Consider the following 25436-nt stretch of genomic DNA (forward strand, 5'->3'; position numbering starts at 1 on the left):
CGACCCGCATTGACCCGCTGATCAAACCACGCTTCATTCGAGACCGAAAATAAAAAGGAGTTCCGATGTCCGGCCACAGCAAATGGTCCACCATCAAGCACAAGAAGGGCGCCGCCGATGCCAAGCGCGGCAAGGTCTTCACCCGCATCCTCAAGGAGATCACCGTGGCTGCGCGGCTGGGCGGCGGAGATGTCGGAAGCAACCCGCGCCTGCGCCTGGCGGTGGATACCGCCAAGGGTGCCAACATGCCCAAGGACAACTGGGAGCGCGCCATCAAGAAGGGCACCGGCGAACTGGAAGGCGTGACCTACGAAGAAGTCCAATACGAAGGCTACGGCCCCGGCGGCGTGGCCATCATCATCGAGGCCGTCACCGACAACAAGAACCGCACCACGCCCGAGATCCGAAGCTGCTTCACCAAGTTCGGCAGCGAACTTGGCGCCATGAATTCCGTGGCCTACCTCTTCTCAAAGCAGGGCCAGATCGCGGTGGATCCCGAAGTCTCCGAGGACAAGGTCATGGAAGTGGCCCTGGAAGCCGGCGCCGACGATGTGCAGGACCAGGGCGGCGCCTGGGTCATCACCACATCTCCTGAGGCTTACCAGGCGGTCAAGGACGCCGTGGATGCAGCCAAGCTGCCTGTGCTCGAAGCCCAGATCATCAAGGCCGCCGCCAACGAAATCCATCTCGAAGGCCCCAAACTCGCAAGCTTCCTGAAACTGCTGGACGCCCTCGAAGACAACGACGACACCCAGAACGTCTGGCACAACGCCGACTACGAGGAAGAGGATTAGGCGCAGTTACGCCTTGGCCAACGCTTTTTTGGCCAAGGCGTTACTGCGACTTATGTCGGCCGCAGGCCGACGCGATGGGTGGTGGACCGAGGAAAGTCGAAGGGTTTCGGCGCCTCCGGCTATCGCACGCAGTGCGCCCTCCTGCTCGCTACGTTCGCAGAGCCGGAGCCTTATGTCGGCCGCAGGCCGACGCGATGGGTGGTGGACCGAGGAAAGTCGAAGGGTTTCGGCGCCTCCGGCTATCGCACGCAGTGCGTGCTCCCACTCGCTGTGCTCTTGGACGCGGAGCCTCCCTGCTCGCAACGTTCGCAGAGCCGGAGCCTCTATGTCGGCCGCAGGCCGACGCGATGGGTGGTGCTCCGAAGCAGGTCGAAGGCGTTACTGCACCGTAGGTCGGCCGCAGGCCCGTGCTTGTCTCATGCCCTGCCGGCCTTTGCGCGGATCCAATCCAGGTTCCGGCCCGCCTGCTTGCCCAGCTCCCGGCTGCGCTCCAGCAGGCGGCGGCGAAGGGGTGGACCCGACACCACATGGGAACGGGCCTCGGCCACAATGGCTTCGATCTGCGCGTCCAGCCGCAGTGCGTCGAAAACGGGGGATTCCAGCCCCAGCAGCTTCATCAGGCTATGGACCTTGTGGGTATTGGCGCTCAGGGTCACCAAGGGCGTGCCGCCGGTCGCGGCGAAGATGCCTGGGTGCCAGCGCCCACCCACGTGGACTGCCGCGTTTCCGATGACATCGATGGCCTGGCGCACCGGCAGGTTTAGTCCGAGCAGAGGGAACTTGGTCTCGGCCTGGACCCGCCGCATGATCCATGCGTCGACGTCACAGGGCGCCGCCAGGACCACCGGTCCGACCTCCTCGTTCAGCCGGCGGCAAAGCCGGGTGAAGGCCGGAACCACATCCAGTCGCTGGTGCTGAGGCAAGGCATAGATTGAGCTGGCGCAAACCGTCACATAGGGCACCCGCGGATCGAACCCCGCGGCGCTATCGGGCCATGCGGAAAAGTGGTCCGCGCGGCAGCCCAGGGCGCTCCATTCCGGAAGGGGCGCCGCGGGGACCGCGAAGGCGACATCCGGAATCACCTTCCAGGATCCCGGGCGCATCCAGGAAGCACAGGCTTCCACCGAGGTGTCCTCCCGGAAGTTGATCTCATCCAGCAGGGGATAGACCTCCTTCACGATCTCGGCCAGGGCGGGCTCATCCAAGTCCACGGAGTGGTTGGTGAGGAGGCATGGCTTCCCGAACACCTGCTTGGCCAGATAGGCGAGGAACAGCAGCATCCTGCCCTTGTGGGCCCCCGGCCTGATGAAGTTCTCCCCATTCAGCAGCACCGCGTCGCATTGCCGGAGGACCTCGGCGATATCCGGGAGGATCCTGCCCGCCTGGACTTCCCGCGCGCAGCGGTGGAGATCCGCCATGGTGACTAGCTCCGGCAGCGCGGGATGCTGCTGCATGAACCAGCTGCTGGGGGCCACCCAGGAGGTGGAGAACCCGTTGTCGAGCAAGGCCGTCTTGAACCACGCACCCATCACCCGGCAGCCCCAGTTCGGATGATCGGAGGTGTCGGGCGCGAACAAGAGTTTCATGGGGGGTCCTGATGCGTGGCGTGGGAAGGGTGCGGCCAGCCTAGTCGAAGCGCCTGATCAATGAGGTGTGGGGCGGGGCCTGGTGCCGTGCCAAAATGACCTCTGCGGTTCAGGTCAACTTGTCGCGGCCTCTTGGGCCGATGCCCCATCAGAATGACCAGGTTATTAGACTGCGGCGGCTTAGACTGTTTGTTTTGCAAAGGGCCCGGCCATCCATGACGTCCCACTGGTTTTCAGGCCCCATGCAGTCCTTGATTCCCGCCGCGGCGGAGGGGAAGCGGAGGTATTCGGAGGGCCTGGGCCTGCTGGACCGCGGGTGCTGCGTGGAGGCCGTGCAGACCCTGTCCCGGGCCTCAGAACTGCTGAAAGACGATGCCGATGTCTGGGCCCACCTGGGCGTGGCGCTGGTGGGGATCGACCAGAGCCTGAGGGCCCGGTCCTGCCTCGAACGCAGCCTGGCCCTGTCACCCGGCCGGCCCTTTGTCTGGAACAAGCTGGGCGTGCTTCTGCTCCACGCCGGGGAAATAGACGGCGCGTTGAACGCCTTCCAGCGGGCCCTGGCGCTTCATCCAGAGTTGATGCCGGCCCGGCAAAATACCGCCTTGGCGCTCTTTGCCCTCGGGCGGGAGCGGGAGGCCGAAGCCCTGCTCCCAGCCTCGTCCGGACGGTTTGTCCTTCAGGGCCAGGCCTTGAAGGAGGCGGGGGATCTGGAGGGGGCCACCGAAGCCTTCCGGCAGGCCATCAGCCGGTTGGAGAAGGAGGGTTTTCCAGCCCCGGAAACCACCCGGAAAGCCTTCACTCAGGATCGCGCCCGCAGGGCTTTGCTGGCCGCGAAAGCCCGGCTGGACGCCGCAGGCATGGCTTTCTGCCTGCTCGCGGGAACCCTGCTGGGAGTGGTCCGTGATGGCGATCTCCTGCCCAACGACAAGGACCTGGACCTGGGCATGGCCTGGGACGTGGACCGTTCGCATCTGGTCGAGACCCTTTGCGCCGGCGGCGAATTCACCGTGCCTTGGGTCCAGGGTTCCTTGCCTTCGGACCGCCCCTGGTATCGGAGCTTCACCCATGTGGATTCGGACTTCTCCCTGGATGTTTTTTTCTTGAAGAGAGAAGGGGAAAGCCTCCTTTGTGGATCGGACAACCGCCCTTTGCCCATTCTTTGCCGGCTGAAAGCCTTCGACCTGCGGGACTGGTGCTGGGGGGGGCAGGACTGGAAGGTCCCGGATCCGCCGGAGCAGTACCTGGCTGAAATTTACGGGCCTGGTTGGCGGGTTCCGGATGCCCACTACGATACGATCCTGTCCAATCCCGCGCGGACTCCGGAGTCCATCCCCGAGGTCCTCTGCATGAGCTATTTCAGGTTGTTCGAGGCCCTCGCCGAAGGCAGGGCCGCCCGGGCCAGAGCCTTGATCGGACAAATCCGCCTGCGCAAGGAAGACCCCTTCCTGATGGACCTCCAGGCGCGGCTCGATACGAGGCTCGATACGAGGCTCGATACGCGGTTCGATACGCGGTTCGATACGCGTGCCCACGGCGTTCAGACTCCCGGCCAGTCCCAATGACGGTGCGGGGGGACGTGAAAGCTTCTGCATACTCTGACCTGAGCATCCTGATCCCCGCGGCGGGTCGCGGCGATCGCCTGGGCCGGGGACCCAAGGCCTTCCTTGAATTGGACGGCAGGCCCCTGGTGGGCTGGCTGGCCGCCAAGGCCCGGGAGGTGGGCTCCGAGGTGATCATCGCCGTGCCGCCGGAGCATCTCGAGCGGCTCGCATCCCTTTGTCCCGGTTGCCGTGGCATCGCCGGGGGGGCCACGCGCCAGGAAACCATCGCGCTGCTGGCGCAGGCCTCCACCAAACCCTGGTTGCTGTTGCAGGATGCCGCCCGGCCCTTCGCCACCGCAGCCCTCATGCGGGCCGTGGTGGCCGCCGCGCGGGAAACGGGAGCCGCGGGGGCCTTCCTGCGGCCCGATGTCCCCGTCGCGCGGATCGAGGGCGGCATCGTCCGCGAGCATTTCCGGCCCGACCAGGTCGGCGTGTTCCAGGCGCCGCAGGCCTTCGAGCGCAGCCTGCTTTTGAGGGTCTTGGCGGAGGCCGAAGCGCAGGGCTGGTCGGAACAATCCACCGTGCAGCTCGTCCTCCGGGCGGGCCTCCTCGTGCGTGCGGTTCCAGGCGAGAAGACCAACCTCAAGCTGACCACCGAAGCAGATTGGGCAATGGCGACATCATTGAAGGAGTGGCTGGCATGAGTTCCGGAAACCTCGGTCGATCAACCCACCCGGAGCTGTTCGCCTGGTCCCCGGATCTGGACCCGGCGGACTATCTCTCCGTGACCTACCGGGTCTCGGCGGCCTGCGATCCCCAGGTGGCCGCCGTCGGAATGGCGATGGAGCAGAGCGCGGCCACCGTGAGCATTCCAGGCTTCGTCTCGCCGGAACCCCTGAAGGGCTGGACCATCCGCGTGCGCTCCGTCCGCCGGGCGGATGTGGCTTCCGAAGGGAGGCTCCCCGGCTATTCCCTCTCCACGGAGGTCTATCCCGAGCAGGAAGCGGGGTCCGAGTCCTGCGCGACCTGGGACATCGAGCTGGCCTTCCCGCTCCGCCTCCTGACGGGACGCCCTAGCCAGGTCCTGAACATCGTGGTCGGCGAACTGCCCCGCTTGGGATTCCTCACCAGCTTCCGGCTCATCGATGCCACCTTGCCGCCTTCCTTCGGCCCCGGCCCGGCTTTTGGTGTGCAAGGCATCCAGGCGAAGCTCGGGAATCCCCGAGGCCCTTTGCTCTGCCGCTCCATGCGCCCCGGCGTGGGTCTCGACACAAGCACCATGGCCCTGCTCAACCGGGAGGTGCTGATCGGCGGTTTCCACCTGGTCAAGGATGACGAACTGGCCTGCTTCCCCGACGATGCCGCCTTCCGCGGCCACGTGCAGGCCATGCTCCGCGCGCGGGACGAGGCCCGCGACCAGAGCGGGGAGCCCAAGCTCTATATCGCGAACCTGATTTGCGAGCCCGAGGAACTGGAGCCCCGCTGGGATCTGGCCTGCGAACTCGGCGTGGACGCGGTGCTGGTGGCCCCCTTCATCCAGGGCCCGGGCCTGCTTCCCCGCCTGGCCAGGGAGGCCCGAGTCCCGATCCTGGCGCACAACACCTTCTCGGATCTGCTCACCCGGCACGGGGGCTGGGGGATTTCGGATGCCGTGCTGTGCGGCTGGCTCCGCCAGTTGGGCGCGGACTGGTTCGTGACGCCTGGCCCCTTTTCAACGGCTGACTATCCCGCCAACGCCACCCGCGAGCTCATGCAGGCGGCCACCCGCCCCCTGGCGGGAGCCAGGCCCATCATGCCCATCCTCCAGGGCGGCAAGCACCCCGCAGGCCTGGCCGACTACCTCGCCACCGTGGGATCCAGCGATTTCATGCTCATCGTCGCCAGCTGGGTCGACAGCCATCCCGATGGACTGGCCGCCGGAGCCAGGCGATTCAGGGAGGCGGTGGACGCGTAAAGCCGTTCCCATGGAATTCCACCAGACCTTCCCTGAAGGTCCACCCGCCCAGGCTCTGAGCCATTTTCAGGGCCGGAATCCGCTCCGGCTGCTTTGCCTGTGCCTTGTCCTGGTCCTCGCTTCCTGCGACCGGCGGCGATCCGAAAAACCTATTCCGGCCCCGGCCCCATCCAGTCACGCACCTGTTAAGCCGAAGGCTGGCCCACGTTTCCGCAGCTACCGGATCACCACGACGAAGGAACTGCTGAAACTCCGGGATTCCATGGGGGCGCAACGGTTCGATGAAGCGCTGAAGCTCAACCGCATCGACCTCCGCCACGCAAGGGAAGGGGACAACCTGGTGCTGCCTGAGTCAGCCGAAGATTGGCTCGCCCTCGCGCCCTTTCCCTCCACCTGGAAAGCGCTGGAGGACCAGCCCAAGCTGATCACGGTCTCCCTGCGCCTCCAGGCCTGGGCTGCCTACGAAGCGGGCCGGATGGTCCGCTGGGGGCCCGTGTCCTCGGGGCGCAAAGCCAGCCCCACGTTCACCGGCCTCTACCACACCAACTGGTGCCAGAAGGAACGCCGCAGCACCTTCAACGATGAGTGGCAGTTGAAGTGGTACATCAACCTGCACAACTGGAACGGGATCTCCTTCCACCAGTACGAGCTGCCCGGCTACCCCGACAGCCACGCCTGCCTGCGCCTGGCCGCCGATGACAGCGAGTGGATCTACCGCTGGTGCCAGTCCTGGATCCTGGCGCCGGACGAACGCACGGTGCTTCGCGAAGGCACGCCCGTGGTGGTGTTCGGCGATTACGCCTGGGGCGCGCCGGGCCCCTGGAAACGGATCATGGATGAACCAGAGGCCGGTGGCTTGAAGCCAGAGGAACTCGCTCAAGCCTTCAGGATTTTCCAGGGCAAGGTGGCGCCCCTTCAAGCTATTGAATGAGCCCTGGCGGAAAGCCGCAGCCCAGGCGGAACCGGGCGATGCTGGGGTGGACGCTGCCATCGGCGCGGCGGATGATGAGCGGCGCTTCGAATCCGGGCAGCTCGGGATGGCCGCGCAGGCCCTCCGGCAGATCCGCCGCGCGGCTTCCGGCGAAAAGGCCGACGCCGTAGGGATCGCCCTGCTTGAAGATCACATCCTGCCGGTGCAGCAGCGTCATGCCCGCTTCCTGGTAGGCGGCTTCGGCGCGCTGGACCTGGTCCAGCGGAAACACGCAGGCGAAGACGCCGCCCGGCGCCAGCAGCTTCACCGCGGCTTTCGCGTAATCGCCGATGTCGCCGCGCACCTCCAGGCGCGCGGGCACGGCCTGCGGATGGTCCGCCTGCACGCGCGTGCCCACGGGCCAGTAGGGCGGTGATCCCAGCACGAGATCGAAGGGGGCGAATTCCAGCAGCGCATCCTCCCGAAGATCGCCCAGGTGGATGTGGTAGCGGTCTTCCAGCCCGTTGTAGCGCGCGCTTTTGCGCGCGAGGCGGATGCTGATCTCCTGGGCTTCCACGGTGTGGATCGTGGCGCCAGGGCAGCGCCAGGCCGCCACCATGCCCACGCTGCCGATGCCCGAACCCAGGTCCGCGATGCGCTCGGGCCTTGGGCACCATCTCGTTCCGAACCAGCCCGTCAGCAGATCATCCACGGAAAAGCGGTGCCCCTTCTCGTACTGGAACATGCGGAAATGCCCGCAAAGGTAATCCAGCGTTTCGCCGGGTTCGATAGCCACGCCGCCCGGCGGCAGGGGACCTGGCCGCGCCCAGCCCTTGTAGGTCGCTTCACTCATCGGCGGAATCAAGGCCTTCTTCTGGATCTTCCATGGGCGGGATGGGCGGGATCTCGTCCAGCTCGTGTCCGCCGTCGAACAGCGAACCTTCGGGCATGGGTTGTTCAAGCTGGCTCAATGCCATCGCCTCCAGATTGCCCTCGCCGAAATCGCCCAGGTGGGGAAGGTCCGAAAGGCTTTGCAGGCCGAAGTGGAGCAGGAATTTCCGGGTGGTGACATACATCATCGGACGGCCCACCACCGCCTTGCGCCCGGCAATTTCCACCAGCTCGCGTTCCAGCAAAGTCCTGAGCTGGTTGCCCGAGGCCGTGATGCCGCGGATCTCATTGATTTCCGGGCCCGTGACGGGCTGGCGGTAGGCGATGATGGCCAGCGTCTCGATCTGGGCGGGCGTCAGCTTCCCGCTGCGGATGGTGGTGACGAGCTTGCCCACCAGTTCTGAATATTCGGGCGCCGTGGCGAGCCGCCAGCCGCCCCCGACTTCCAGCAGGCGCGATCCCCGGGGCGGTTGCAGCCGGCCGTCCAGCGCTTCCAGCCCCTGGCGGATGGCGCCTTCGCCCAGGCCCATCAGCTCGCGCAGCCGGGCCAGTTCCAGCACCTCGCCGCTGGCCAGCAGCAGCGCCTCCAGCGCGCCGGCGAGGTCGCCCCCGCTCTCGAAGAGAGGTTCCTGATCGAAAAGGTCGTCCGTCATTCAAATGCTCCAAGCCGCTGTCCGACTTTCACGTCCCCATCCGTCCGTCCCGGCTTCCAGGCATGGGCCTTTGGCCCGGCGACGAGCAGCACCACCGTGCTTCCAAAGGCGAAACAGCCCAGATCCTGGCCCGGCTCGCAGGGCAGATCCGGCACCGGGAGCGCCCCGTCCTTGGGCAATCCACGGCCCTGCCGCCAGGCCTCGTCGATGAGCACGCCGCCCACATGGGTGGCCCCCACGAGCACCGCGGCCACTTCGAGGCCCTCATCGGCGCCGGTTCCGGAGGCGACCCAGGTGGCGCGCCGGTTGCGCTCGTAGAGGCTCGCGACATTCAGGGTGGAAGCCTCGTTCACGGGCCACAGCTCGCCCTCCACGCGGCCCACGGCGCTGACGCAGCCCCGGAAGGGCACATGGATGCGGTGGTAGTCCTTGGGCGCGAGATAGAGCGTCAGATAGTGGCCGCCTTCAAACCGCTTAGCATCCATGTCGTGCTTGAGCAGTTCGGTGATCCGGTAGGGCAGGCCCTTGGCCTGGATCGCCCTATCCTTCTCGATGCGTCCGCAGGCGATGATGCGGCCGTCCACAGGGCTGTTGACGGCTCCGGGGATGATCGGGTCCTGCGGCCGCCGGCCCGGCTTCAGGCGCCGCGTGAAGAGCGCCTGGAGGCTTTCGTAGTCCTGCAAGGGCAATTCCGCCTCCGCGAGGTCCAATCCATAGCTGTGCGCGAAATGCCCCAGCAGCGGTTGGCGCAGGAAGACCGGCAGGGTCCGGTTGGCGGCCCATCCCACCAGGGCTGACCCCATTTTTTTGGGATAGACGCGCAGCAGCCGCAGGGAAAAGGGGCCGCGCCCCGGCCCCATCACCAGCAGCAAGAAGAAGGCAGCCGCATACACCGCGGCGAGCCTGGGGGAGGGGGGCCAAAACGTCATGATTCAAAGGTATCAGGAGGGCGGTTCCAGTGCTTTCAGGTGGCGGGGCAGGTGGATTCACTCCGCGCTACGCGCTCCGTTCCGCGGCACTGGCTGCGCACGGGCCTCCGCCTTCGGCGGACCAGCTACGAGCGCTCCCGCGCTCTCCGCTTGGCCCGACCTGCGCGCCATTGCCGTTCGAATCCCCCACTCTCCGCCAAAAAAGCCGCTTGGGACACGATCGAGATCTCGACCCACACTAGCCTTGGGGATTCACTCCGCGCTGCGCGCGCCGTTCCGCGGCACTGGCTGCGCACGGGCCTCCGCCTTCGGCGGACCAGCTACGAGCGCTCCCGCGCTCTCCGCTTGGCCCTACCTGCGCGCCATTGCCGTTCGAATCCCCCACTCTCCGCCAAAAAGCCGCTTGGGACACGATCGGGATCTCGACCCATGCTAGCCGTGGGGATTCACTCCGCGCTGCGCGCTCCGTTCCGCGGCACTGGCTGCGCACGGGCCTCCGCCTTCGGCGGACCAGCTACGAGCGCTCTCGCGCTCTCCGCTTGGCCCTACCTGCGCGCCATTGCCGTTCGAATCCCCCCCTCTCCGCCAAAAAAGCCGCCATTTGGCGGCCTTTTTGGCGGAGAGTGGGGGATTCGAACCCCCGAAAGGCTTGCACCTTTACACGCTTTCCAGGCGTGCTCCTTAAACCACTCGGACAACTCTCCAGGTCGTGGCTCCCCTTGGGCATAGGGAATATCGAAGTTAACACGGGGGCGGGGCGGGGCCAAGGAGGGGTTTTCGGAGGGACTCGGGGGGCAGGCGAGCCCAGGCCGGGTGATCCCAGTCACATCAGGCCTTGGAGGCGACTGAAAAGGTGTGAATCGGTCACAACCATCGTTCGCCCTTGGCGAAAAGACCTGATTCTGAGTCCACTGAAGGTGTATGAAACCTTCCGGACATGGGCCACCATGTCCAGCAGGCAGGATGGGGGCGCCATGAAGGCCAAGTTCGAGTGGAAGAGCCAGTACGAGACGGGGATCCCCATCATCGACGAGCAGCACAAGCGCCTGTTCACGGCGCTGGACCGGATCCAGGATGCGGTCGTCCACGAAGTCGCCAAGGATGAAATCCGGGGGCTGGTCCAGACCCTGATGGAGGACACCCAGGAGCACTTCTGCACCGAAGAAGCGATCATGTCCCACCACGGCTTTCCGGACCTGCTCGCCCACATCCGCGAGCACCAACTGCTGATGGAAAAGCTCGAAGAACTGGGCCAGCGCTTCGAGGAGAACGACCATTCCATGGCCATGCTGGTCAGCACCTTCATGGGCGGTTGGCTGCGCCACCACATCAGCGAAGGGGACCTCCGCTACGTGCAATACATGAAATCCGGCCAGGCCGACACGGGTTCGGCCGATCTGCTGCTGGCCCTGTGGGACAAGGGCGCCATCACCTTCCTCTAGTCCGGTTTCCCATTCCGCTTCCGCTCCTATCCGGCACCTGGGAAGCCTCTTTCCCTCCACCCGAATCCAGCCAATCCTCTCCTCTACCTCGCCATTTGATATGAATTTGCACACGACAATGCCCAGTTCTCCAAACTGCTAGACTGAGGCCCTCACCCCTCCGTCCCCAACTCCCATCCGGAAAAATTTAGGCCGTGTTTGCTTTTCCTAACTCCACAGGATTGTCAACATTTACGTTTCCAAAAACCCGAATAGGCGTACCGCCGACCGTGTTCTCCGGTTCGCCTAATACTTAGTTAGGCCTCGAGGAGGAAACTCGGATGTCTTTTAATACACCGCGCAGCAACAGAGTGTGGCTCTACGTCACACTGACGCTGGTTCTTCTTGCCTGTCTCTGGGCTGGGTGGCGCGACTTTGACCCGTGGACTCCTCAAGACCAAATCCGTGAGAATATCCGGTCAAGTATTCGCTTGGTGATACAGGTTCTTGTTCAATACGTAATCCCTGGAGCCATCATCATCTTCCTCGGGAAGGAAGCCATTGCGAAATTTCGCGACAAGAAGCGCGTCTTTTGAAACGAGGCCTAACCTTGTTCGATAGGCTTTGAGCTTTCTCATTTCTGCGGCCACGTCAGGGCCAATGTTTTGCGGCGTCCCACTGGCATCGGTCGGCAGTTGGTATTTTGGTCGTATCATGCGGCACGGCCTTCATTCTTTGCAGCGCGATCATTCGTTCTCCCACGGTCTCGCAGAAATTTCTACGAGTCGGTACATGGATCGATCAATGTTCATTCCTCGGCCTAACCTCTCGTTCAACCCGGACCCAACCGTGGGTTGCTGCCATCATGCTTTAAACCTTCGGCTCACGGTCGGGCCGGTTAACTTTGTTCGTTAGGGCTCCCGATGCATTTGGCCAACAAAGCTATGAAAATCGGCCTGTTCGTCTTCGTGGCGGCCTGCTCAATCACTGGATGGCTACGCTTCGGTATCTATCGAGGGCGAGAATGGGGAGATCTTCACTTTTTTCGAAAATATCGCGTGTCACCGATTTTTTATTTCTCATCACCGTTAGGCGAGAGAGATTGGCCCACTTCTGGGCCAACACCTAAACAGGCAAAACAAGAGGCCGAGTACATTGAATTTGTTGAAACAGGTGCAAGGAACAAGCGGATTCTTTCATCCTCGCCCTAACCTCTCGTTCAACCCGGACCCAACCGTGCGCGACAACTGTCATGCTTTAAACATTCGGTCCACGGTCGGGCCGGTTAACTTTGTTCGTTAGGCCTCATTTGAGGAGAAGTCATATGGATCTCGCGTTTGTTGATCAAGTTGTTGAAACCACTGTTGAGGACGAGGTCAACGATTACCTGGGAAAGGGTTGGGTTCTTATTGCCATCGCTCATGGAATGTCGAGTGCTGGTGACGGAGATCGCCCAATAATTCTGTATTCTCTCGGTCAGCTTTGCCCGTGCCCTTCTCAATGGAAGCCTCTATTTAAAACGGCTGAGGGAGTGGAAGCCTTGGCGCAAGAGTTTGGACTGAGCGAGTTAAATATCCGGCTCCTGGCACGTGGAGCGTTTCAACCACGCGATTCTGTCGTTCAGCTTTGTCGCCAGTTCTGCGAGCGTCACGACTTATCATCTCCACTTTAAGCCCGTCCTCTGCCTAACCTCTCGTTCAACCCGGACCCAACCGTGGGTTGCTGCCATCATGTTTTAAACCTTCGGCTCACGGTCGGGCCGGTTAACTTTGTCCGTTAGGCGGCACGCGGGCGGTTCTCTGGCAATGCGTTTCGGTTGGTAACGTCCAAAATCAAAATCTGCTCCTTTGATCTTTCTAATTTCGGCGGCCACGTCAGGGCCAATGTTTTGCGGCGTCGCGCTGGCATCATTCGGCAGTTGGTATTTTGGTGGTGACACGGGGCAGGGGCTTCATTCAAGCCAGCCTTCATTCGTTCTCCCGTCATCGCTCAAATACTTCAGCGGTAACGTCCAAATTTCAAAATCTCCTCCTTTGATCTTTCACGTTCAGCGGCCACGTCGGGGCCAAATGTTTTGCGGTGTCTCACTGGCATCGGTCGGGAGTTGGTATTTTGTCCGTATCATGTGGGCACGACCTTCCTTTAAATCGGCCATCATTCGTTCTCCCGCAGTCGCGTCATCAATTCCAGCGAGTCGGTACATGCTTCAAAACCAGTTCAGTACCCAGCCTAACCTCTCGTTCAACCCGGACCCAACCGTGCGCGACTTCCGTCATGCTTTAGATTTCCGGCTCTCGGTTGGGCCGGTTAACTTTGTTCGTTAGGCTTGCTGTAAGTGGTTCTCTGGCAATACGGTCAAGGCGGGGCATAACGTCCAAATTTTTAAAGCTGCTCCTCTGATCTGTCTAATTTCGGCGGCCACGTCGCGGCCAACTTCATCGGTCGTCCCACTGGCATCGGTCGGCATTCGCTGCTTGCGCGATATCATGCGGCACGGCCTTCATTCTTTGCCGTGCCATCATTCGTTCTCCCACGGTCGAGCAGAAATTTCTACGAGTCGGTACATGAATCAACCCCAGTCCATTCCTCGGCCTAACCTCTCGTTCAACCCGGACCCAACCGTGGGTTGCTGCCATCATGCTTTAAACCTTCGGCTCACGGTCGGGCCGGTTAACTTTGTTCGTTAGGCGCTCCGAATGATCCGATATCTCCGTGACTACTATTCCTGCTTTTACTGGATCTACTGCAGACAAATTTCAGGTGCAGAACCTAGCGGTTTTGGGATCGGTCACTTTAAAGCAGAAGGCGCGACACAAGTTCTCACGGCACTTATCTTTTTCCCTTCAATATTTCGTATTGGAAAATTCAATATCATTTCACCTCATTACGAAACACTTTATCTAATTACTATGTTTATTATCAGCTTTGTGATTGTTCATTCTCTGATCACACCTAGAGCCTCATGCCTGGCTCGTGGGAAATCAATTATTTCTAAAATGACAACCCAACAATCTTGGCTGTACATGCTGCTGCCACCATCTATTCTCCTAGTCATCCAACTCAACGCTGTTGCTCTCTTCCCGGCCTAACCTCTCGTTCAACCCGGACCCAACCGTGCTCGATTACCGTCATGCTTTAAACATTCGGCTCACGGTCGGGCCGGTTAACTTTGTTCGTTAGGCGTCACCACATGCGTATCGTTCATGCCAAAAGCTTCTATCACGACGGGCGCGGACCAACTCTTCTCAATGTTCACATCGCGCCGGGGAGTTCCCAACTTCTGGCAGTCGATTTCGCATTGCCAGATGCTGGGCGGGAAGATCCCAATCATCACTTGAGGTTTGTTGGAGCACAGGCATTTCTATTTACCCCCGAAGAGGTTGAGAACTACGAAACCGCACAGGTAGATTGGAGCGCAACGGGCAAGGGAGCACTCGTTTCCTTAGGGGAATCGAGTTGGCTCAAGAGTTTTTCGCCACGACATCTCAGCAAAAGCGAGCACTTCAAGCTCATGTTCTACGATGAGTTCTTGGACGTAATCTGCGAGCAAATACTCATTGAATCTGGAGTATTTTCATCTGCTCAAATTCCTACTGCTCTCCCGTGAGGCCTAACCTCTCGTTCAACCCGGACCCAACCGTGGGTTGCTGCTGTCATGCTTTAAACAGTCGGCTCACGGTCGGGCCGGTTAACTTTGTTCGTTAGGCGCCCGCCAATGCCAAACAAACGCCGATTACTTTCCCTGATTTTCTTCTTGTCGGTCATCGCTCAAATTGGCTGTCAGGAACCGTACCTCGGTGTATACGAAGCGAAGATAGAACACAAAGAGGTCGATGTTGTTCCAGATGAAAGGACGGCTATCGAGGTTGCGCTGGTAATCCTAAAGCGGATCTATGGCGATCAGCAGATGGAGAGTCAGAAGCCATTCAAGGCAACCCTCGACCGCGGGGTTTGGGTTATCGAAGGCTTCTTCCCAAATGATGGCAAATCCCTTGGTGGTGCAGCCTACATTGGCATCCGAAAAAGTGATGGCAAGGTTGTCTTCTGGAACCATGCTGTTTGATCTGCCTAACCTCTCGTTCAACCCGGACCCAACCGTGGGTTGCTGCTGTCATGCTTTAAGTATTCGGCTCACGGTCGGGCCGGTTAACTTTGTTCGTTAGGCGGCCATGAATCGATACCGAGTATCACAGGTGATCTTCCACTCGGCCGGCCACCTTCTCGTCGTCTGGGTGGCTACCCAATTCATCTGGTTTGGAGGATTGTTCTTCCCTCCTCGGCACTATCGGCGCGTAGAGGTGACAGCAAATGTTGGTCCATCTCCAGGGGGTTGGTGGTTGATTGAGTGCCGAACATCTTCGGAAACCCAACCTAAGATTATTCCGATTTCGACAATCGACGGGCCGTCGATCGACCCAGGTGAAAAAGTCCTCCTCATGACTGCCGACTGGAATATCAATGGGCTGGTAGAGCAACGCGTCACAATCTGGAGACTAATGAGCGCTTACCAACATTGGATTGCGGTCTCATACCTCATCTTGGTGGCTGGCCTCCTAACCTCTCGTTCAACCCGGACCCAACCGTGGGTTGCTGCCATCATGCTTTAACCAGTCGGCCCACGGTTGGGCCGGTTAACTTTGTTCGTTAGGGCTCTCTGTGAACATTTCGAAAATCATACTTGCTGGTTGCTTGGTCTTTGGCCCAATGTGTATGGCCGAGATCGAAAAGACAGGCGTTCCATCGGACACAGGAATCAATCTTTACTGGTGGCCCAAAGTTAGCTCTCCCAAGGGGTTTGAGTTCCAAGCTGAAGTATCGCGGCGATTCGGCGCCAAGATGTTTGTGCAGCATGGAGCAACTTTCTCCAACTCAGAATCGGTGATCTACGCAAAGGCCATCTACAAACCACGTATGCCAGAGATCAAATCTCTCAGTGCCTTGATTGATCACGATATTGCTGAGTTCAAGGGCCGCGACCCAAAGCTTAAAATTGTTCGCGCTCCATTTCTGCCTGATGGCGATGGGAAACTACTCCAGGTGCTTTCCTTTTCACCTTCAGGGCAGGGCAACTGGGAGTCTGTTGCATACGGCGAGGAGGGTGAGTTCTACCTCATTTTCACGATCAGCTCACAGACCAGCAAAGGTCATGAGATTTCCTTCCCAGCCTTCAAAGCAATGCTTCAGGGCTATCGCGAGAAGCCCTAACCTCTCGTTCAACCCGGACCCAACCGTGGGTTGCTGCCATCATGTTTTACACAGTCGGCTCACGGTCGGGCCGGTTAACTTTGTTCGTTAGGGCTTTCTACCATCATGACTAACTGGTCCAAGAAAAACACAAGCTGCTTGAAATGCGGGACCATTAGGTATCCACACAAAGCGAAAGAACTTTGCACCCGCTGTTATCCGTTGTCCCAAAAAATTCAGGCAATCGAGGCATGGGACCTAAATGTTCCAAATACTTTGCGGTACTGCCCTAGAGAATACATTCTGCGAAATCGAGCCACCTTATTGAGAATTCAGTCGGGAATGCTAAAACAGCTTCATAACCGTCTTCAAGAAATTTACACAAGGGAATATCCCATTCTTAGCGGGGCAGATGGTTCAACCATTGAATATATTCTCGAACACATTGCGGCGCTTTGTTCATCAACACCGCACCAAATGTTCCACCAAGCATCACTTGTCTTCGATCACAGATTTACTCCAGATCAACGCAGCACACTTTATTGCTATCTTCTAGAGATTCTTGAGTCATCCAAATGGAGAGGTATCAATTTGTACGAAGTCTTTGATCCTCAGGCCAGAAAGTCCTAACCTCTCGTTCAACCCGGACCCAACCGTGCGCGACTACCTTCATGCTTTAAACATTCGGCTCTCGGTTGGGCCGGTTAACTTTGTTCGTTAGGCATCTCGTTAATCTCTAGTCAGGTCGCCTATTTCCTTGGATCACGCAATGACCTCTGATCTGAAATTTCGCCTTGTCGGCCTCGTGATCGGAATAGTAGGTGTAGGTTCATTCTTTGCTCTTTCGTATTTCTATAATTTCGATCCGGATAAATATTGGTGGGGCCTATTCCTGGGACTTGCCGTAATTGGGTTCTTGGTATTTCTCTGGTGGAACCGCGGGAAGAATATTGCTCTTATCAGGGCTCTCTCTGGCGCTGATCCAATGATCATTCAACATGCCGATGGCCACCTATCTGGGAAATGCCTCCGATGTGGTCATAAGATTCTTACTGAACCAGCCACGGGACCACTGTCTGAATTCAAGTGCCCCGCTTGCTCAATTGTTATTCAAATCCAAGGTGGTCGGTTCGATGCCTAACCTCTCGTTCAACCCGGACCCAACCGTGGGTTGCTGCTGTCATGCTTTAAACAGTCGGCTCACGGTCGGGCCGGTTAACTTTGTTCGTTAGGCGGCCAAATTATGCGACCATATTTCCATAAACACCTTTTGTCCATCGGCGTAGCTTCGGTCGGTTTACTTTCTGGCTGTGGCAAGCACCCTGTTAACCAAAATACTCACTTTCAAGCTGCCCTTGAATTGACTAAATTGGAGAATGGCCCTGCACGTACGGATTTAATTATTCGTCTTTCAACTGATGAATTGGTTAAGAGCGGTAGCATTAAACCTGAAGAAGAATCTTTGTATAAAGGTTGGTATAAAGAAGTATTTTCAGATGAATCATTTTTAAAAGAAATAACAACCATCAATATGTCAAATTACAGCGAAAAAGAAATGCGCGATATAATTTCTTTCTACAATACTCCGTCCGGGCGCCGGATGCTGCAAATTCAGCCCTTAATCGCAAAACAGGCCAATAGTATTTATGATAAAAACATTAAAAAACATCTTCCATCTCTTACCCAAAAATTTTCACATTCCATTGAAAAGAAATCTGATTCAAATTGATTTCATACCTGGCCGCCTAACCTCTCGTTCAACCCGGACCCAACCGTGCGCGACTACCTTCATGCTTTAGATTTCCGGCTCTCGGTTGGGCCGGTTAACTTTGTTCGTTAGGCGCCCTTCGAGATGAAAAATACTTGGCGGAGTTTCAACCGAATGACATCCGATGTGACGCAACCTTGGCCAACCTTTGGACAATGCTTCAATCGGGTTCTCGTTGTGTCCTGCATTGCCATTGCAATTTATTGCCTCTTGGATCTAGCTGGCCTTTATGGGCCCAAATGGTTTCAACATCTGTTAGAAACTCGACTCACCTTTTCAGTATTCTTGTTTATAGGGCTTTTACCAGTTCCGGTAGCTTTTTCTTTTTCACTATTCCCGTATTTTTGGGCCCACAACTACCGAGTTACCGCAATTGTCAAAGCGGTGTTTACGGGCTTGCTCCTCACAGTCCCATGGTTCTTTTTTGCACTATGGACTGTAGGGCTCTTTCATTTTTTTATCGGGGGCACTAAGTGAGCAGTGTCATGAGCGGCCCCAGCGCGCTTCAAAGTTCTCCCACGGTCCCGCAAAAATTTCAGCGGGTCGGTACATAAATCAACACAAGCCCAGCCCCCTGCCTAACCTCTCGTTCAACCCGGACCCAACCGTGGGTTGCTGCTGTCATGCTTTAAACCTTCGGCTCACGGTCGGGCCGGTTAACTTTGTTCGTTAGGTCGACTCAATGAGATTTGAATGAATATAGAAAAGCGCTATTTTCAAAACCCACCAAATCACCAAATTATTGATATCGATGACCCGTCGACTTGGCCGTGTTCCATCAAGGATAGAGTCAATCAATGGGCTGAAAAATATCGAGGCTCAACCAGCTATGCTTCAGACCTCCCAATACCGCTTGAACTTGAAAGCGAATTTCGCGAACACCTTGGGGATCACCTTCTAAGGGCGTATCACTGCACACGACTTCTCTCACATGAAGTCCGAATGATAAAAGCAAATGGCCTTAAAACACTCAATACGGATTTAATCCAGGATCGCATTCAAGCCGCACAAGAAGCCAATGAGATTTCAGAGGAAGAGGCTCAACTCATTTCCCAATCGAATGTATTTTTCACTGGCGAACAGGATCATCGAGAAAACCAAGTTTGTCTAATCCTATCAAAAACTGTATTCCAAAATCATCCAAGCGGCTGTGAACCACTACTTGCGAATTGGGGTGGTGAAGGAATTTATAATACGTCGAGTTCGAAGCTACTTACGGATCGACTGCGTTCACTGGGTAAACCGGCTATTGTAGTTGCCCTTATCAGTCCTAACCAACCACTACATGCGTTTCCGTCATTACACAAAGTCTTTGTTGGCGCAGCCTTAGGGTTTAATGATGTCGGAGCTGATATCTTTTATCAAGCGAATATCCCACCCAATCATATTGAACAAGTCCTGCAACCTGGCGATCATTCATATCGCTCACTTGGCCAATTGCCCCAATGTTGAACAGCGCATTTGTCCTCCCCGTCGGCCTAACCTCTCGTTCAACCCGGACCCAACCGTGGGTTGCTGCTGTCATGCTTTAAATATTCGGCCCACGGTCGGGCCGGTTAACTTTGTTCGTTAGGCATCATGCGCCATTCAGACGACAACCCAATAACGCTCTCCAGCACATTCGTTGTCGGGGTAGTCGGGAGTTTCGGCGCTGCTCTTCTCTTCATTTGGTTGCTTTGGCTTACGCTGCAACCCAGCGATTGGGCTTTTGGAACAAGGTTCACCCAGGTCATATTCAATCCAATGGTGCTCATGATTTTATTGCCCACAGCCCTTATCGCTGGCTTGCTGGTTTCTCCGATTATTCATTATTCAATTGCGGGGCGGCATCACCGTCGTTGTATGGCCATCGTTTTTGGTGGGGTTTATGGCTGGATCGCTTTAATCACACCCTTCTCACCGAAAGTAGCGCTTTTGGGTATAGCCCTTGTTCTGGCTCTTGCATTGTTGATCTGTCGTTATTCCTCGTTCACTCAGCTTGCAGGCAAAACGCCCTCCGTCTGATCTGCCTAACCTCTCGTTCAACCCGGACCCAACCGTGGGTTGCTGCTGTCATGCTTTAAACATCCGGTTCACGGTCGGGCCGGTTAACTTTGTTCGTTAGGCTGCAAGCGGGCGGATCTCTGGCAATACGATTCATGCGGTGGGTAACGTCCAAATTTCAATAGCTGCACCTTTGATCTTTCCAATTTCGGCGGACACGCCGCGGCCAACTTCATCGGTCGTCCCACTGGCATCGGTCGGCATTTGGTATTTTGGTCGTATCATGCGGCACGGTCTTCATTCTTTACTGCGCCATCATTCGTTCTCCCACGGTCGCGCAGAAAATTCTACGAGTCGGTACATGAATCAAACCCAGTCCATTCCTCGGCCTAACCTCTCGTTCAACCCGGACCCAACCGTGGGTTGCTGCCATCATGCTTTAAACCTTCGGCTCACGGTCGGGCCGGTTAACTTTGTTCGTTAGGCGCCCCCCATGCATCTTCAAAAAATATGTGACTCAACAATTGATGAGACTGTCGAGGTCAACTTTCGCCTGGCTCAACTCACCGGAGTTGTCCGGAAGCAAATGTGGATAGGGCTTGCCGTGTGGGGTTCAATATTATTTGTGGTTCCTGCAGCGCTTTTCCCATATGACTTAGCCGGGAAAATGGGAGTAGGTGGTTTGTTCTCATTAGTATTCATCGTTGTTCATCTATTGACTTTTAAAAAGACAATGAAAAAAAATTATAGAAAGCACATTGTTAAACTTCTTGGTACCGATAAACCGATCCCTTGTGAATATGAGCTAACAGACACTAAAATCGGATTTCATAAACTGGGAATTAGTTTATACTTTGATCTAAATAAAGTGATTAAAATAAGCAATACCGCAGAATCGATTGAAATTAATTTAATGCCATCTGGCCTCATGTTTCTTCCCAAAAGAGTTTTTTCTGAGTCCGAATGCGACGAATGGGTTGAATACATTAAGTCGCAAATCGTCACCGATGTCTCTGCCTAACCTCTCGTTCAACCCGGACCCAACCGTGCGCGACAACTGTCATGCTTTAGGTCTTCGGCTCACGGTCGGGCCGGTTAACTTTGTTCGTTAGGGCTCCATGTCAGCTGCCTGGCTTCTATCCATCTTCATAACCGTTAGCCTTCCGGCACAGGACTGGCAACTTTATTTTGAGCGTGAAGGAGAGAAGTTCTTTGTCGATTACACCCCAGAGCTGATTTCAATTAACGGAATCATGGTTGCCGTTTCACGAGAAAAGATTCACCACGGTATCGAATACGACATCATTACCTGGTATTACCGGGTAGTAGACAAACGTTTACAAATAGCCAGGAAATCCCAAATAGGCTATTTCAAAAATGGATCTATCAATTTTTCAGCCATCACCATTGATACCGAACTTGACTGGAGTTTCTACCAATACCAGAATAATCCCCACGAAACCAAAGTCCTGAAAAGTGTTTTCAAAGTTCTCAAATTCCAAGGTCCTCCTCTGAAGCCCTAACCTCTCGTTCAACCCGGACCCAACCGTGGGTTGCTGCTGTCATGCTTTAAACGGTCGGCTCACGGTCGGGCCGGTTAACTTTGTTCGTTAGGAGTCCCGTGAATCTGGTGTTGTGGCTCCTGGCGCTCACGCTGACTGCCCCATTCGCAGCGTTCCTTGGTATGGCGGGGTGCATCATCTTCACGGGCAATCGACTGGTCGGTATGGCCGTCGGCATTCCCTTGGGATTCATTGCGAACTGGTGCGTATTTCCTTACAAATTTTGGCGTCCACTCGGCCTTAAGAAATACCTTTTCATTGCTCTTGCATTTATCGTCACCTATTTAATCGCAGTCATTTTCGAGTCGCTGAATCTTCGCCCATTTCATGACTCGTACAATGAGAAAAACCTTCTGTTCTCGCTGTCATTTGGCCCGCCCCTATCTTTCTGGCTCATTTCTCGTTTCCTTATCAAAATGAGTCCTCTCCCCGCGGGCTCCTAACCTCTCGTTCAACCCGGACCCAACCGTGGGTTGCTGCTGTCATGCTTTAAACAGTCGGCTCACGGTCGGGCCGGTTAACTTTGTTCGTTAGGCTGCAAGCGGGCGGTTCTCTGGCAATACGATTCATTCGGTTGGGCACGTCCATATTTCAAAAGCTGCTCCTCTGATCTTTCCAATTTCGGCAGCCACGTCATGGCCAACGTCGTGCAACGTCTCACTGGCATCGATCGGCATTCGCTGATTGCGCGATATCATGCTGCACAATCTTCATTCTTTGCCGCGCCATCCTTCGATCTCCCTCGGTCGCGCAGAAATTTCTACGAGTCGGTACATGAATCAAACCCAGTCCAGTCCTCGGCCTAACCTCTCGTTCAACCCGGACCCAACCGTGGGTTGCTGCCATCATGCTTTAAACCTTCGGCTCTCGGTTGGGCCGGTTAACTTTGTTCGTTAGGAGCTTCACATTGCGAGCGTACACACTTGCCTTCGCATTCGGTTTTGCCTTGATCGGGACCGCTTGTGCCCCCCTGGTTCGTACTTCCTCGGAACCTCGTGGGATTCTTATTTTTGGAGAATGTTCGATAGATGGCGATCAGGCAAAGATCAGTATTCATATCCCATTGACTAGCGCTAATACTCCATGGAATGCCGAATTTATTGGTGAAACACCAAACGGTATTACTGTGGAAAATAATTCGGCATTTACTAATATTTCATGGTTTTCTGAAAAGAAACGATTCAAAATGTTCCGAACAAAACCATACGAAATAAAGTTATCAACTGGGGCTACCATTTTGACCACTCGGGTAAGCTTTAATACAACATCAGAACAAATAATCGTCGCCATTATTTCAAGTCTCCACTGAGAATTCGTTCTACGCTCCTAACCTCTCGTTCAACCCGGACCCAACCGTGGGTTGCTGCCATCATGCTTTAAACCTTCGGCTCACGGTCGGGCCGGTTAACTTTGTTCGTTAGGCGTCACCAGAGACAAGGTTTCTATGAAATTCAGCTCAATGATTTTCTTCCTCATTTGCGTACCTTTGCCTTCAAGGCAGGTCCACGTAGTCCCGGCGTTAAGAGAAATCGTTTTAAGCAAAGATGAGCAAGAAGTCTATGAAGTGTTATTCCAAAAATATTCATATTTAGAAAAGGTAGTGGTCTGCCCGAACCTAACATTCTGCTGGGGACTTGACGGCCATGAAGGGCCAGAAGGATATTGGAAATTCTTTTGCTCTTCGGATTCATTAAGATCGGACGGTGTTGTGATTGCGCAATATCGTAAGGCTTTTGAAAACATAGTAATAAAGTCAAAACAGAGTGGTCGTATAAGACAGTGGAATCAAAAAATTCAAATTCGAAATACCGATATTTGCGTAGAATCTCCAGAATTTACAACTATTTCCTTTAGCCCTATAGGCTTTGATATAAAGAACGGTTTGGCCATAGTTTTTGCTGAGGGCTCGGACAGCCTAAGAGGTGGCAGTGGTTCATATTATTTCCTTAAAAAGATTGGGGGACATTGGCATATCGAAAGTTCCATGCTTGCCTGGATCACATAAGGTCTATTCATAAAATTTGCCTAACCTCTCGTTCAACCCGGACCCAACCGTGCGCGACAACTGTCATGCTTTAAACATTCGGCTCACGGTCGGGCCGGTTAACTTTGTTCGTTAGGCTGCCCGGTATGAATCAGGTTCAGTTTCGAGTGTTAAGGCCAAACCGCCTCAAGACCATCGCTACTGCCGGTGGGTCGACACTCTTCGCCTTGGTTGGTGTCTGGATGGTGTCTGCCGGTGAATCCATTGGATGGGGCCTCGCCATTTTCTTCGGTTTAATGGCCATAGTGTTCGCAGTAACGGCACTACCCAACAGCGCCTATCTTGAACTCCGCCCTGAAGGTTTCAGGGTCTGTTCTCTTTTCAGATCGCACAGATATCTCTGGTCTGAGGTCGAGTCATTTGCAGTCGGCAGAGTTGGCCTTCACCCTATGGTCGTGTTCAATTTCTCTGGCGATTACGATCAGTCACCTCGGCTCCGAAAGGTGGCCTCCGACCTAACAGGTTTCGAGGGTGCTTTACCAGATTCTTACGGCCTACCATTGGCCGAATTGGCCCAGCTTCTAAACGAATACCGAAATGACCATCTCGCAGCCTAACCTCTCGTTCAACCCGGACCCAACCGTGGGTTGCTGCCATCATGCTTTAAACCTTCGGCTCACGGTCGGGCCGGTTAACTTTGTTCGTTAGGCGCCTCGATGAACAGTAAACCAACCCTCATTGCCACCTTTCTACTTCTCTTTTCTTGGATGCCAATCTTTGCCCAAAATGCCCCCCTGGCATTTGTCGCGAAGGAAGGAATCTACAAATGGGTCAAAGACTCTTCTTATCCTGGTGCCGAGATTCGTGAGTACAAACACAATGGCAAGTCCCTGCTTGTGGTGGTTAGAAACATGTCCACCGACTCGTTCTCATCAGAAGTGTGGGCGTTCGTGTATGACCTTCACGAAGGTTGGACAGAGGCTCTCCGGGTTCAACGCCTTCAAGGGGTCAGGCCTTCGTTAAAACAAGATGGCGATTTAATTCACATTACTAATGCCCCTTCTGGCCCAGAAATCCTAACCATCTCCATTTCCCAAATCCAAGCGGCATCCTTTTAGTGCACCATTCCCCGCCTAACCTCTCGTTCAACCCGGACCCAACCGTGGGTTGCTGCTGTCATGCTTTAAACAGTCGGCTCACGGTCGGGCCGGTTAACTTTGTTCGTTAGGCTGCAAGCGGGCGGATCTCTGGCAATGCGATTCATGCGGTTGGTAACGTCCAAATTTCAAAAGCTGCACCTTTGATCTTTCCACTTTCGGCGGCCACGTCAGGGCCAACTTCATCGGTCGTACCACTGGCAGCGGTCGGTATTCGCTGGTTGCGCGATATCATGCGGCACAATCTTCATTCATTCCTGCGCCATCATTCGTTCTCCCACGGTCGCGCAGAAATTTCTACGAGTCGGTACATGAATCAAACCCAGTCCAGTCCTCGGCCTAACCTCTCGTTCAACCCGGACCCAACCGTGGGTTGGTGCCATCATGCTTTAAACAGTCGGCTCACGGTTGGGCCGGTTAACTTTGTTCGTTAGGCATCCTACAACCTGCTATGGACAACTTCCTCCTCAACGCACCTGGCTTAGTAATGTTCCTCGCAGGATTCGGCATCGCCATAGGCATTGAATCGGTTAAACCTGGCCTCTCAGAAGGAATACTCACAGTTATCGGTGGGGCCTTAATTGTTGTTGCCGATATCGTGTACAGATTGATCAAGAAACCACGCCGCATGTTTCACCATTCTGGTGGCGGCAGCATGCTTTTCCTTCCCATTTGGGAATGGGGCGTTTTCTGGATTCTATTGGGCTGCTTTTATATCCTCAGGCCGTCTGCCTAACCTCTCGTTCAACTCGGACCCAACCGTGCGCGACTACTGTCATGCTGTAAACATTCGGCTCACGGTTGGGCCGGTTAACTTTGTTCGTTAGGCTGCACGCGGGCGGTTCTCCGGTAAAGCGATTCGGGCGGTGGGTAACGTCCAAAGTTCAAAAACTGCTCCTCTGATCTTTCTGATTCAGCGGCCACGTCGGGGCCAACGTTTTGCGGCGTCTCACTGGCATCGGTCGGCAGTTGGTATTTTGGCCGTATCATGTGGGCACGACCTTCTTTCAAATCGGCCATCATTCGTTCTCCCGCAGTCGCGTCATAAATTCAGCGAGTCGGTACATGCTTCAAAACCAGTTCAGTACCCAGCCTAACCTCTCGTTCAACCCGGACCCA

At 56.1% G+C, this 25436-nt stretch carries 26 protein-coding genes and 1 tRNA gene; 20 read left to right on the forward strand and 7 right to left on the reverse strand.

Translation table 11 applies throughout. From position 1 onward, the window contains the following. Positions 1-65: 65 nt before the first annotated feature. Positions 66-794 (forward strand): YebC/PmpR family DNA-binding transcriptional regulator, encoded by a 729-nt coding sequence (locus tag IPQ13_13695; GenBank protein ID MBL0211944.1) that lies wholly within the window; start codon positions 66-68, stop codon positions 792-794. 416 nt (positions 795-1210) lie between these two features. Here IPQ13_13695 and IPQ13_13700 read toward each other — a convergent pair whose 3' ends face one another. After that, positions 1211-2380: a polysaccharide pyruvyl transferase family protein gene (locus tag IPQ13_13700; GenBank protein ID MBL0211945.1), complete on the reverse strand. Its 1170-nt coding sequence runs from the start codon at positions 2378-2380 to the stop codon at positions 1211-1213. Between the two features lie 242 nt (positions 2381-2622). On the opposite strand from IPQ13_13700, the gene IPQ13_13705 reads away from it, so the two are divergent. Genes IPQ13_13705 through IPQ13_13720 form a run of 4 tightly spaced genes read left to right on the forward strand, consistent with a single transcriptional unit; the run spans position 2623 to position 6806 of the window. Next, entirely contained in the window at positions 2623-3942 is a 1320-nt protein-coding gene (locus IPQ13_13705) for a tetratricopeptide repeat protein (GenBank protein ID MBL0211946.1), read from the forward strand. A 14-nt stretch (positions 3943-3956) separates the two neighbouring features. Beyond that, on the forward strand, positions 3957-4625 hold the full coding sequence (locus tag IPQ13_13710; GenBank protein ID MBL0211947.1) for a 2-C-methyl-D-erythritol 4-phosphate cytidylyltransferase: 669 nt from the start codon (positions 3957-3959) through the stop codon (positions 4623-4625). Then, positions 4622-5875, forward strand: a complete 1254-nt coding sequence (locus tag IPQ13_13715; GenBank protein ID MBL0211948.1) for a hypothetical protein — start codon at positions 4622-4624, stop codon at positions 5873-5875. The genes IPQ13_13710 and IPQ13_13715 overlap by 4 nt, the downstream gene beginning before the upstream one ends. Before the next feature lie 10 nt (positions 5876-5885). Then, positions 5886-6806, forward strand: a complete 921-nt coding sequence (locus tag IPQ13_13720; protein MBL0211949.1) for a L,D-transpeptidase — start codon at positions 5886-5888, stop codon at positions 6804-6806. On the opposite strand, the gene IPQ13_13725 is transcribed toward IPQ13_13720, so the two are convergent. The 4 genes from IPQ13_13725 to IPQ13_13740 form a co-directional block, all read right to left on the reverse strand. Further along, complete coding sequence (locus IPQ13_13725; protein MBL0211950.1) at positions 6796-7638, reverse strand: methyltransferase; 843 nt, start codon at positions 7636-7638, stop codon at positions 6796-6798. The genes IPQ13_13720 and IPQ13_13725 overlap by 11 nt on opposite strands. Next, positions 7631-8329 carry an SMC-Scp complex subunit ScpB gene (gene scpB / locus IPQ13_13730; protein MBL0211951.1) on the reverse strand — a complete coding sequence of 233 codons (699 nt, stop codon included), beginning with the start codon at positions 8327-8329 and terminating at the stop codon, positions 7631-7633. The genes IPQ13_13725 and scpB overlap by 8 nt, the downstream gene beginning before the upstream one ends. Beyond that, positions 8326-9258 (reverse strand): phosphatidylserine decarboxylase, encoded by a 933-nt coding sequence (gene psd, locus IPQ13_13735; GenBank protein ID MBL0211952.1) that lies wholly within the window; start codon positions 9256-9258, stop codon positions 8326-8328. Before psd ends, scpB begins: the two co-directional genes overlap by 4 nt. A 614-nt stretch (positions 9259-9872) precedes the next feature. Continuing rightward, positions 9873-9962: transfer RNA gene (locus IPQ13_13740), tRNA-Ser, on the reverse strand. Positions 9963-10205: 243 nt separating this feature from the next. On the opposite strand from IPQ13_13740, the gene IPQ13_13745 reads away from it, so the two are divergent. Next, on the forward strand, positions 10206-10700 hold the full coding sequence (locus IPQ13_13745; GenBank protein ID MBL0211953.1) for a hemerythrin family protein: 495 nt from the start codon (positions 10206-10208) through the stop codon (positions 10698-10700). Positions 10701-11158: 458 nt separating this feature from the next. Here IPQ13_13745 and IPQ13_13750 read toward each other — a convergent pair whose 3' ends face one another. After that, complete coding sequence (locus IPQ13_13750) at positions 11159-11395, reverse strand: hypothetical protein (protein MBL0211954.1); 237 nt, start codon at positions 11393-11395, stop codon at positions 11159-11161. A gap of 608 nt (positions 11396-12003) precedes the next feature. On the opposite strand from IPQ13_13750, the gene IPQ13_13755 reads away from it, so the two are divergent. The 14 genes from IPQ13_13755 to IPQ13_13820 all read left to right on the forward strand — a co-directional run bounded on the left by IPQ13_13755 (position 12004) and on the right by IPQ13_13820 (position 25053). Then, the gene (locus IPQ13_13755) at positions 12004-12351 is read left to right on the forward strand and encodes a hypothetical protein (GenBank protein ID MBL0211955.1); all 348 of its coding nucleotides are present in this window, start codon (positions 12004-12006) and stop codon (positions 12349-12351) included. Positions 12352-13375: 1024 nt separating this feature from the next. After that, on the forward strand, positions 13376-13768 hold the full coding sequence (locus IPQ13_13760; protein MBL0211956.1) for a hypothetical protein: 393 nt from the start codon (positions 13376-13378) through the stop codon (positions 13766-13768). A gap of 101 nt (positions 13769-13869) precedes the next feature. Beyond that, positions 13870-14286 carry a hypothetical protein gene (locus IPQ13_13765; protein ID MBL0211957.1) on the forward strand — a complete coding sequence of 139 codons (417 nt, stop codon included), beginning with the start codon at positions 13870-13872 and terminating at the stop codon, positions 14284-14286. A 108-nt stretch (positions 14287-14394) separates the two neighbouring features. Then, the gene (locus tag IPQ13_13770; protein MBL0211958.1) at positions 14395-14742 is read left to right on the forward strand and encodes a hypothetical protein; all 348 of its coding nucleotides are present in this window, start codon (positions 14395-14397) and stop codon (positions 14740-14742) included. 647 nt (positions 14743-15389) lie between these two features. Continuing rightward, complete coding sequence (locus tag IPQ13_13775; protein MBL0211959.1) at positions 15390-15884, forward strand: hypothetical protein; 495 nt, start codon at positions 15390-15392, stop codon at positions 15882-15884. A gap of 1249 nt (positions 15885-17133) precedes the next feature. After that, complete coding sequence (locus tag IPQ13_13780) at positions 17134-17592, forward strand: DUF2059 domain-containing protein (GenBank protein ID MBL0211960.1); 459 nt, start codon at positions 17134-17136, stop codon at positions 17590-17592. A gap of 732 nt (positions 17593-18324) precedes the next feature. Beyond that, positions 18325-19083 (forward strand): hypothetical protein, encoded by a 759-nt coding sequence (locus tag IPQ13_13785; protein MBL0211961.1) that lies wholly within the window; start codon positions 18325-18327, stop codon positions 19081-19083. A gap of 126 nt (positions 19084-19209) precedes the next feature. Beyond that, on the forward strand, positions 19210-19635 hold the full coding sequence (locus tag IPQ13_13790) for a hypothetical protein (protein MBL0211962.1): 426 nt from the start codon (positions 19210-19212) through the stop codon (positions 19633-19635). Positions 19636-20107: 472 nt separating this feature from the next. Beyond that, positions 20108-20635, forward strand: coding sequence for a hypothetical protein (locus IPQ13_13795; protein ID MBL0211963.1), 528 nt, complete (start codon positions 20108-20110; stop codon positions 20633-20635). Between the two features lie 97 nt (positions 20636-20732). After that, positions 20733-21137, forward strand: coding sequence for a hypothetical protein (locus tag IPQ13_13800; GenBank protein ID MBL0211964.1), 405 nt, complete (start codon positions 20733-20735; stop codon positions 21135-21137). Positions 21138-21235: 98 nt separating this feature from the next. After that, entirely contained in the window at positions 21236-21619 is a 384-nt protein-coding gene (locus tag IPQ13_13805) for a hypothetical protein (GenBank protein MBL0211965.1), read from the forward strand. Positions 21620-22620: 1001 nt separating this feature from the next. Continuing rightward, complete coding sequence (locus IPQ13_13810; protein MBL0211966.1) at positions 22621-23181, forward strand: hypothetical protein; 561 nt, start codon at positions 22621-22623, stop codon at positions 23179-23181. 695 nt (positions 23182-23876) lie between these two features. Beyond that, entirely contained in the window at positions 23877-24278 is a 402-nt protein-coding gene (locus tag IPQ13_13815; GenBank protein ID MBL0211967.1) for a hypothetical protein, read from the forward strand. Positions 24279-24768: 490 nt separating this feature from the next. After that, positions 24769-25053, forward strand: coding sequence for a hypothetical protein (locus IPQ13_13820; protein ID MBL0211968.1), 285 nt, complete (start codon positions 24769-24771; stop codon positions 25051-25053). A 74-nt stretch (positions 25054-25127) separates the two neighbouring features. Here the strand turns inward: IPQ13_13820 and IPQ13_13825 are convergent, their stop codons facing one another. Continuing rightward, a complete protein-coding gene (locus IPQ13_13825) occupies positions 25128-25340 on the reverse strand; it encodes a hypothetical protein (protein ID MBL0211969.1) in 213 nt (70 codons plus the stop codon). Between the last annotated feature and the right edge of the window lie 96 nt (positions 25341-25436).

The sequence above is a fragment of the Holophagaceae bacterium genome (genome assembly GCA_016720465.1).
Classification (GTDB): Bacteria; Acidobacteriota; Holophagae; order Holophagales; family Holophagaceae; genus JANXPB01.

Coding starts and splice junctions, on each gene's coding strand:
- scpB (MBL0211951.1), bottom strand. CDS start 8,329: ATGACGGACGACCTTTTCGATCAGGAACCTCTCTTCGAGAGCGGGGGC.
- IPQ13_13745 (MBL0211953.1), top strand. CDS start 10,206: ATGTCCAGCAGGCAGGATGGGGGCGCCATGAAGGCCAAGTTCGAGTGG.
- IPQ13_13720 (MBL0211949.1), top strand. CDS start 5,886: ATGGAATTCCACCAGACCTTCCCTGAAGGTCCACCCGCCCAGGCTCTG.
- IPQ13_13715 (MBL0211948.1), top strand. CDS start 4,622: ATGAGTTCCGGAAACCTCGGTCGATCAACCCACCCGGAGCTGTTCGCC.
- IPQ13_13755 (MBL0211955.1), top strand. CDS start 12,004: ATGGATCTCGCGTTTGTTGATCAAGTTGTTGAAACCACTGTTGAGGAC.
- psd (MBL0211952.1), bottom strand. CDS start 9,258: ATGACGTTTTGGCCCCCCTCCCCCAGGCTCGCCGCGGTGTATGCGGCT.
- IPQ13_13790 (MBL0211962.1), top strand. CDS start 19,210: ATGCGCCATTCAGACGACAACCCAATAACGCTCTCCAGCACATTCGTT.
- IPQ13_13800 (MBL0211964.1), top strand. CDS start 20,733: ATGTCAGCTGCCTGGCTTCTATCCATCTTCATAACCGTTAGCCTTCCG.
- IPQ13_13820 (MBL0211968.1), top strand. CDS start 24,769: ATGGACAACTTCCTCCTCAACGCACCTGGCTTAGTAATGTTCCTCGCA.
- IPQ13_13785 (MBL0211961.1), top strand. CDS start 18,325: ATGAATATAGAAAAGCGCTATTTTCAAAACCCACCAAATCACCAAATT.
- IPQ13_13750 (MBL0211954.1), bottom strand. CDS start 11,395: ATGATACGACCAAAATACCAACTGCCGACCGATGCCAGTGGGACGCCG.
- IPQ13_13810 (MBL0211966.1), top strand. CDS start 22,621: ATGAAATTCAGCTCAATGATTTTCTTCCTCATTTGCGTACCTTTGCCT.
- IPQ13_13765 (MBL0211957.1), top strand. CDS start 13,870: ATGCGTATCGTTCATGCCAAAAGCTTCTATCACGACGGGCGCGGACCA.
- IPQ13_13770 (MBL0211958.1), top strand. CDS start 14,395: ATGCCAAACAAACGCCGATTACTTTCCCTGATTTTCTTCTTGTCGGTC.
- IPQ13_13695 (MBL0211944.1), top strand. CDS start 66: ATGTCCGGCCACAGCAAATGGTCCACCATCAAGCACAAGAAGGGCGCC.
- IPQ13_13775 (MBL0211959.1), top strand. CDS start 15,390: ATGGCCGAGATCGAAAAGACAGGCGTTCCATCGGACACAGGAATCAAT.
- IPQ13_13705 (MBL0211946.1), top strand. CDS start 2,623: ATGCAGTCCTTGATTCCCGCCGCGGCGGAGGGGAAGCGGAGGTATTCG.
- IPQ13_13795 (MBL0211963.1), top strand. CDS start 20,108: ATGCATCTTCAAAAAATATGTGACTCAACAATTGATGAGACTGTCGAG.
- IPQ13_13760 (MBL0211956.1), top strand. CDS start 13,376: ATGATCCGATATCTCCGTGACTACTATTCCTGCTTTTACTGGATCTAC.
- IPQ13_13825 (MBL0211969.1), bottom strand. CDS start 25,340: ATGATGGCCGATTTGAAAGAAGGTCGTGCCCACATGATACGGCCAAAA.
- IPQ13_13725 (MBL0211950.1), bottom strand. CDS start 7,638: ATGAGTGAAGCGACCTACAAGGGCTGGGCGCGGCCAGGTCCCCTGCCG.
- IPQ13_13700 (MBL0211945.1), bottom strand. CDS start 2,380: ATGAAACTCTTGTTCGCGCCCGACACCTCCGATCATCCGAACTGGGGC.
- IPQ13_13815 (MBL0211967.1), top strand. CDS start 23,877: ATGAACAGTAAACCAACCCTCATTGCCACCTTTCTACTTCTCTTTTCT.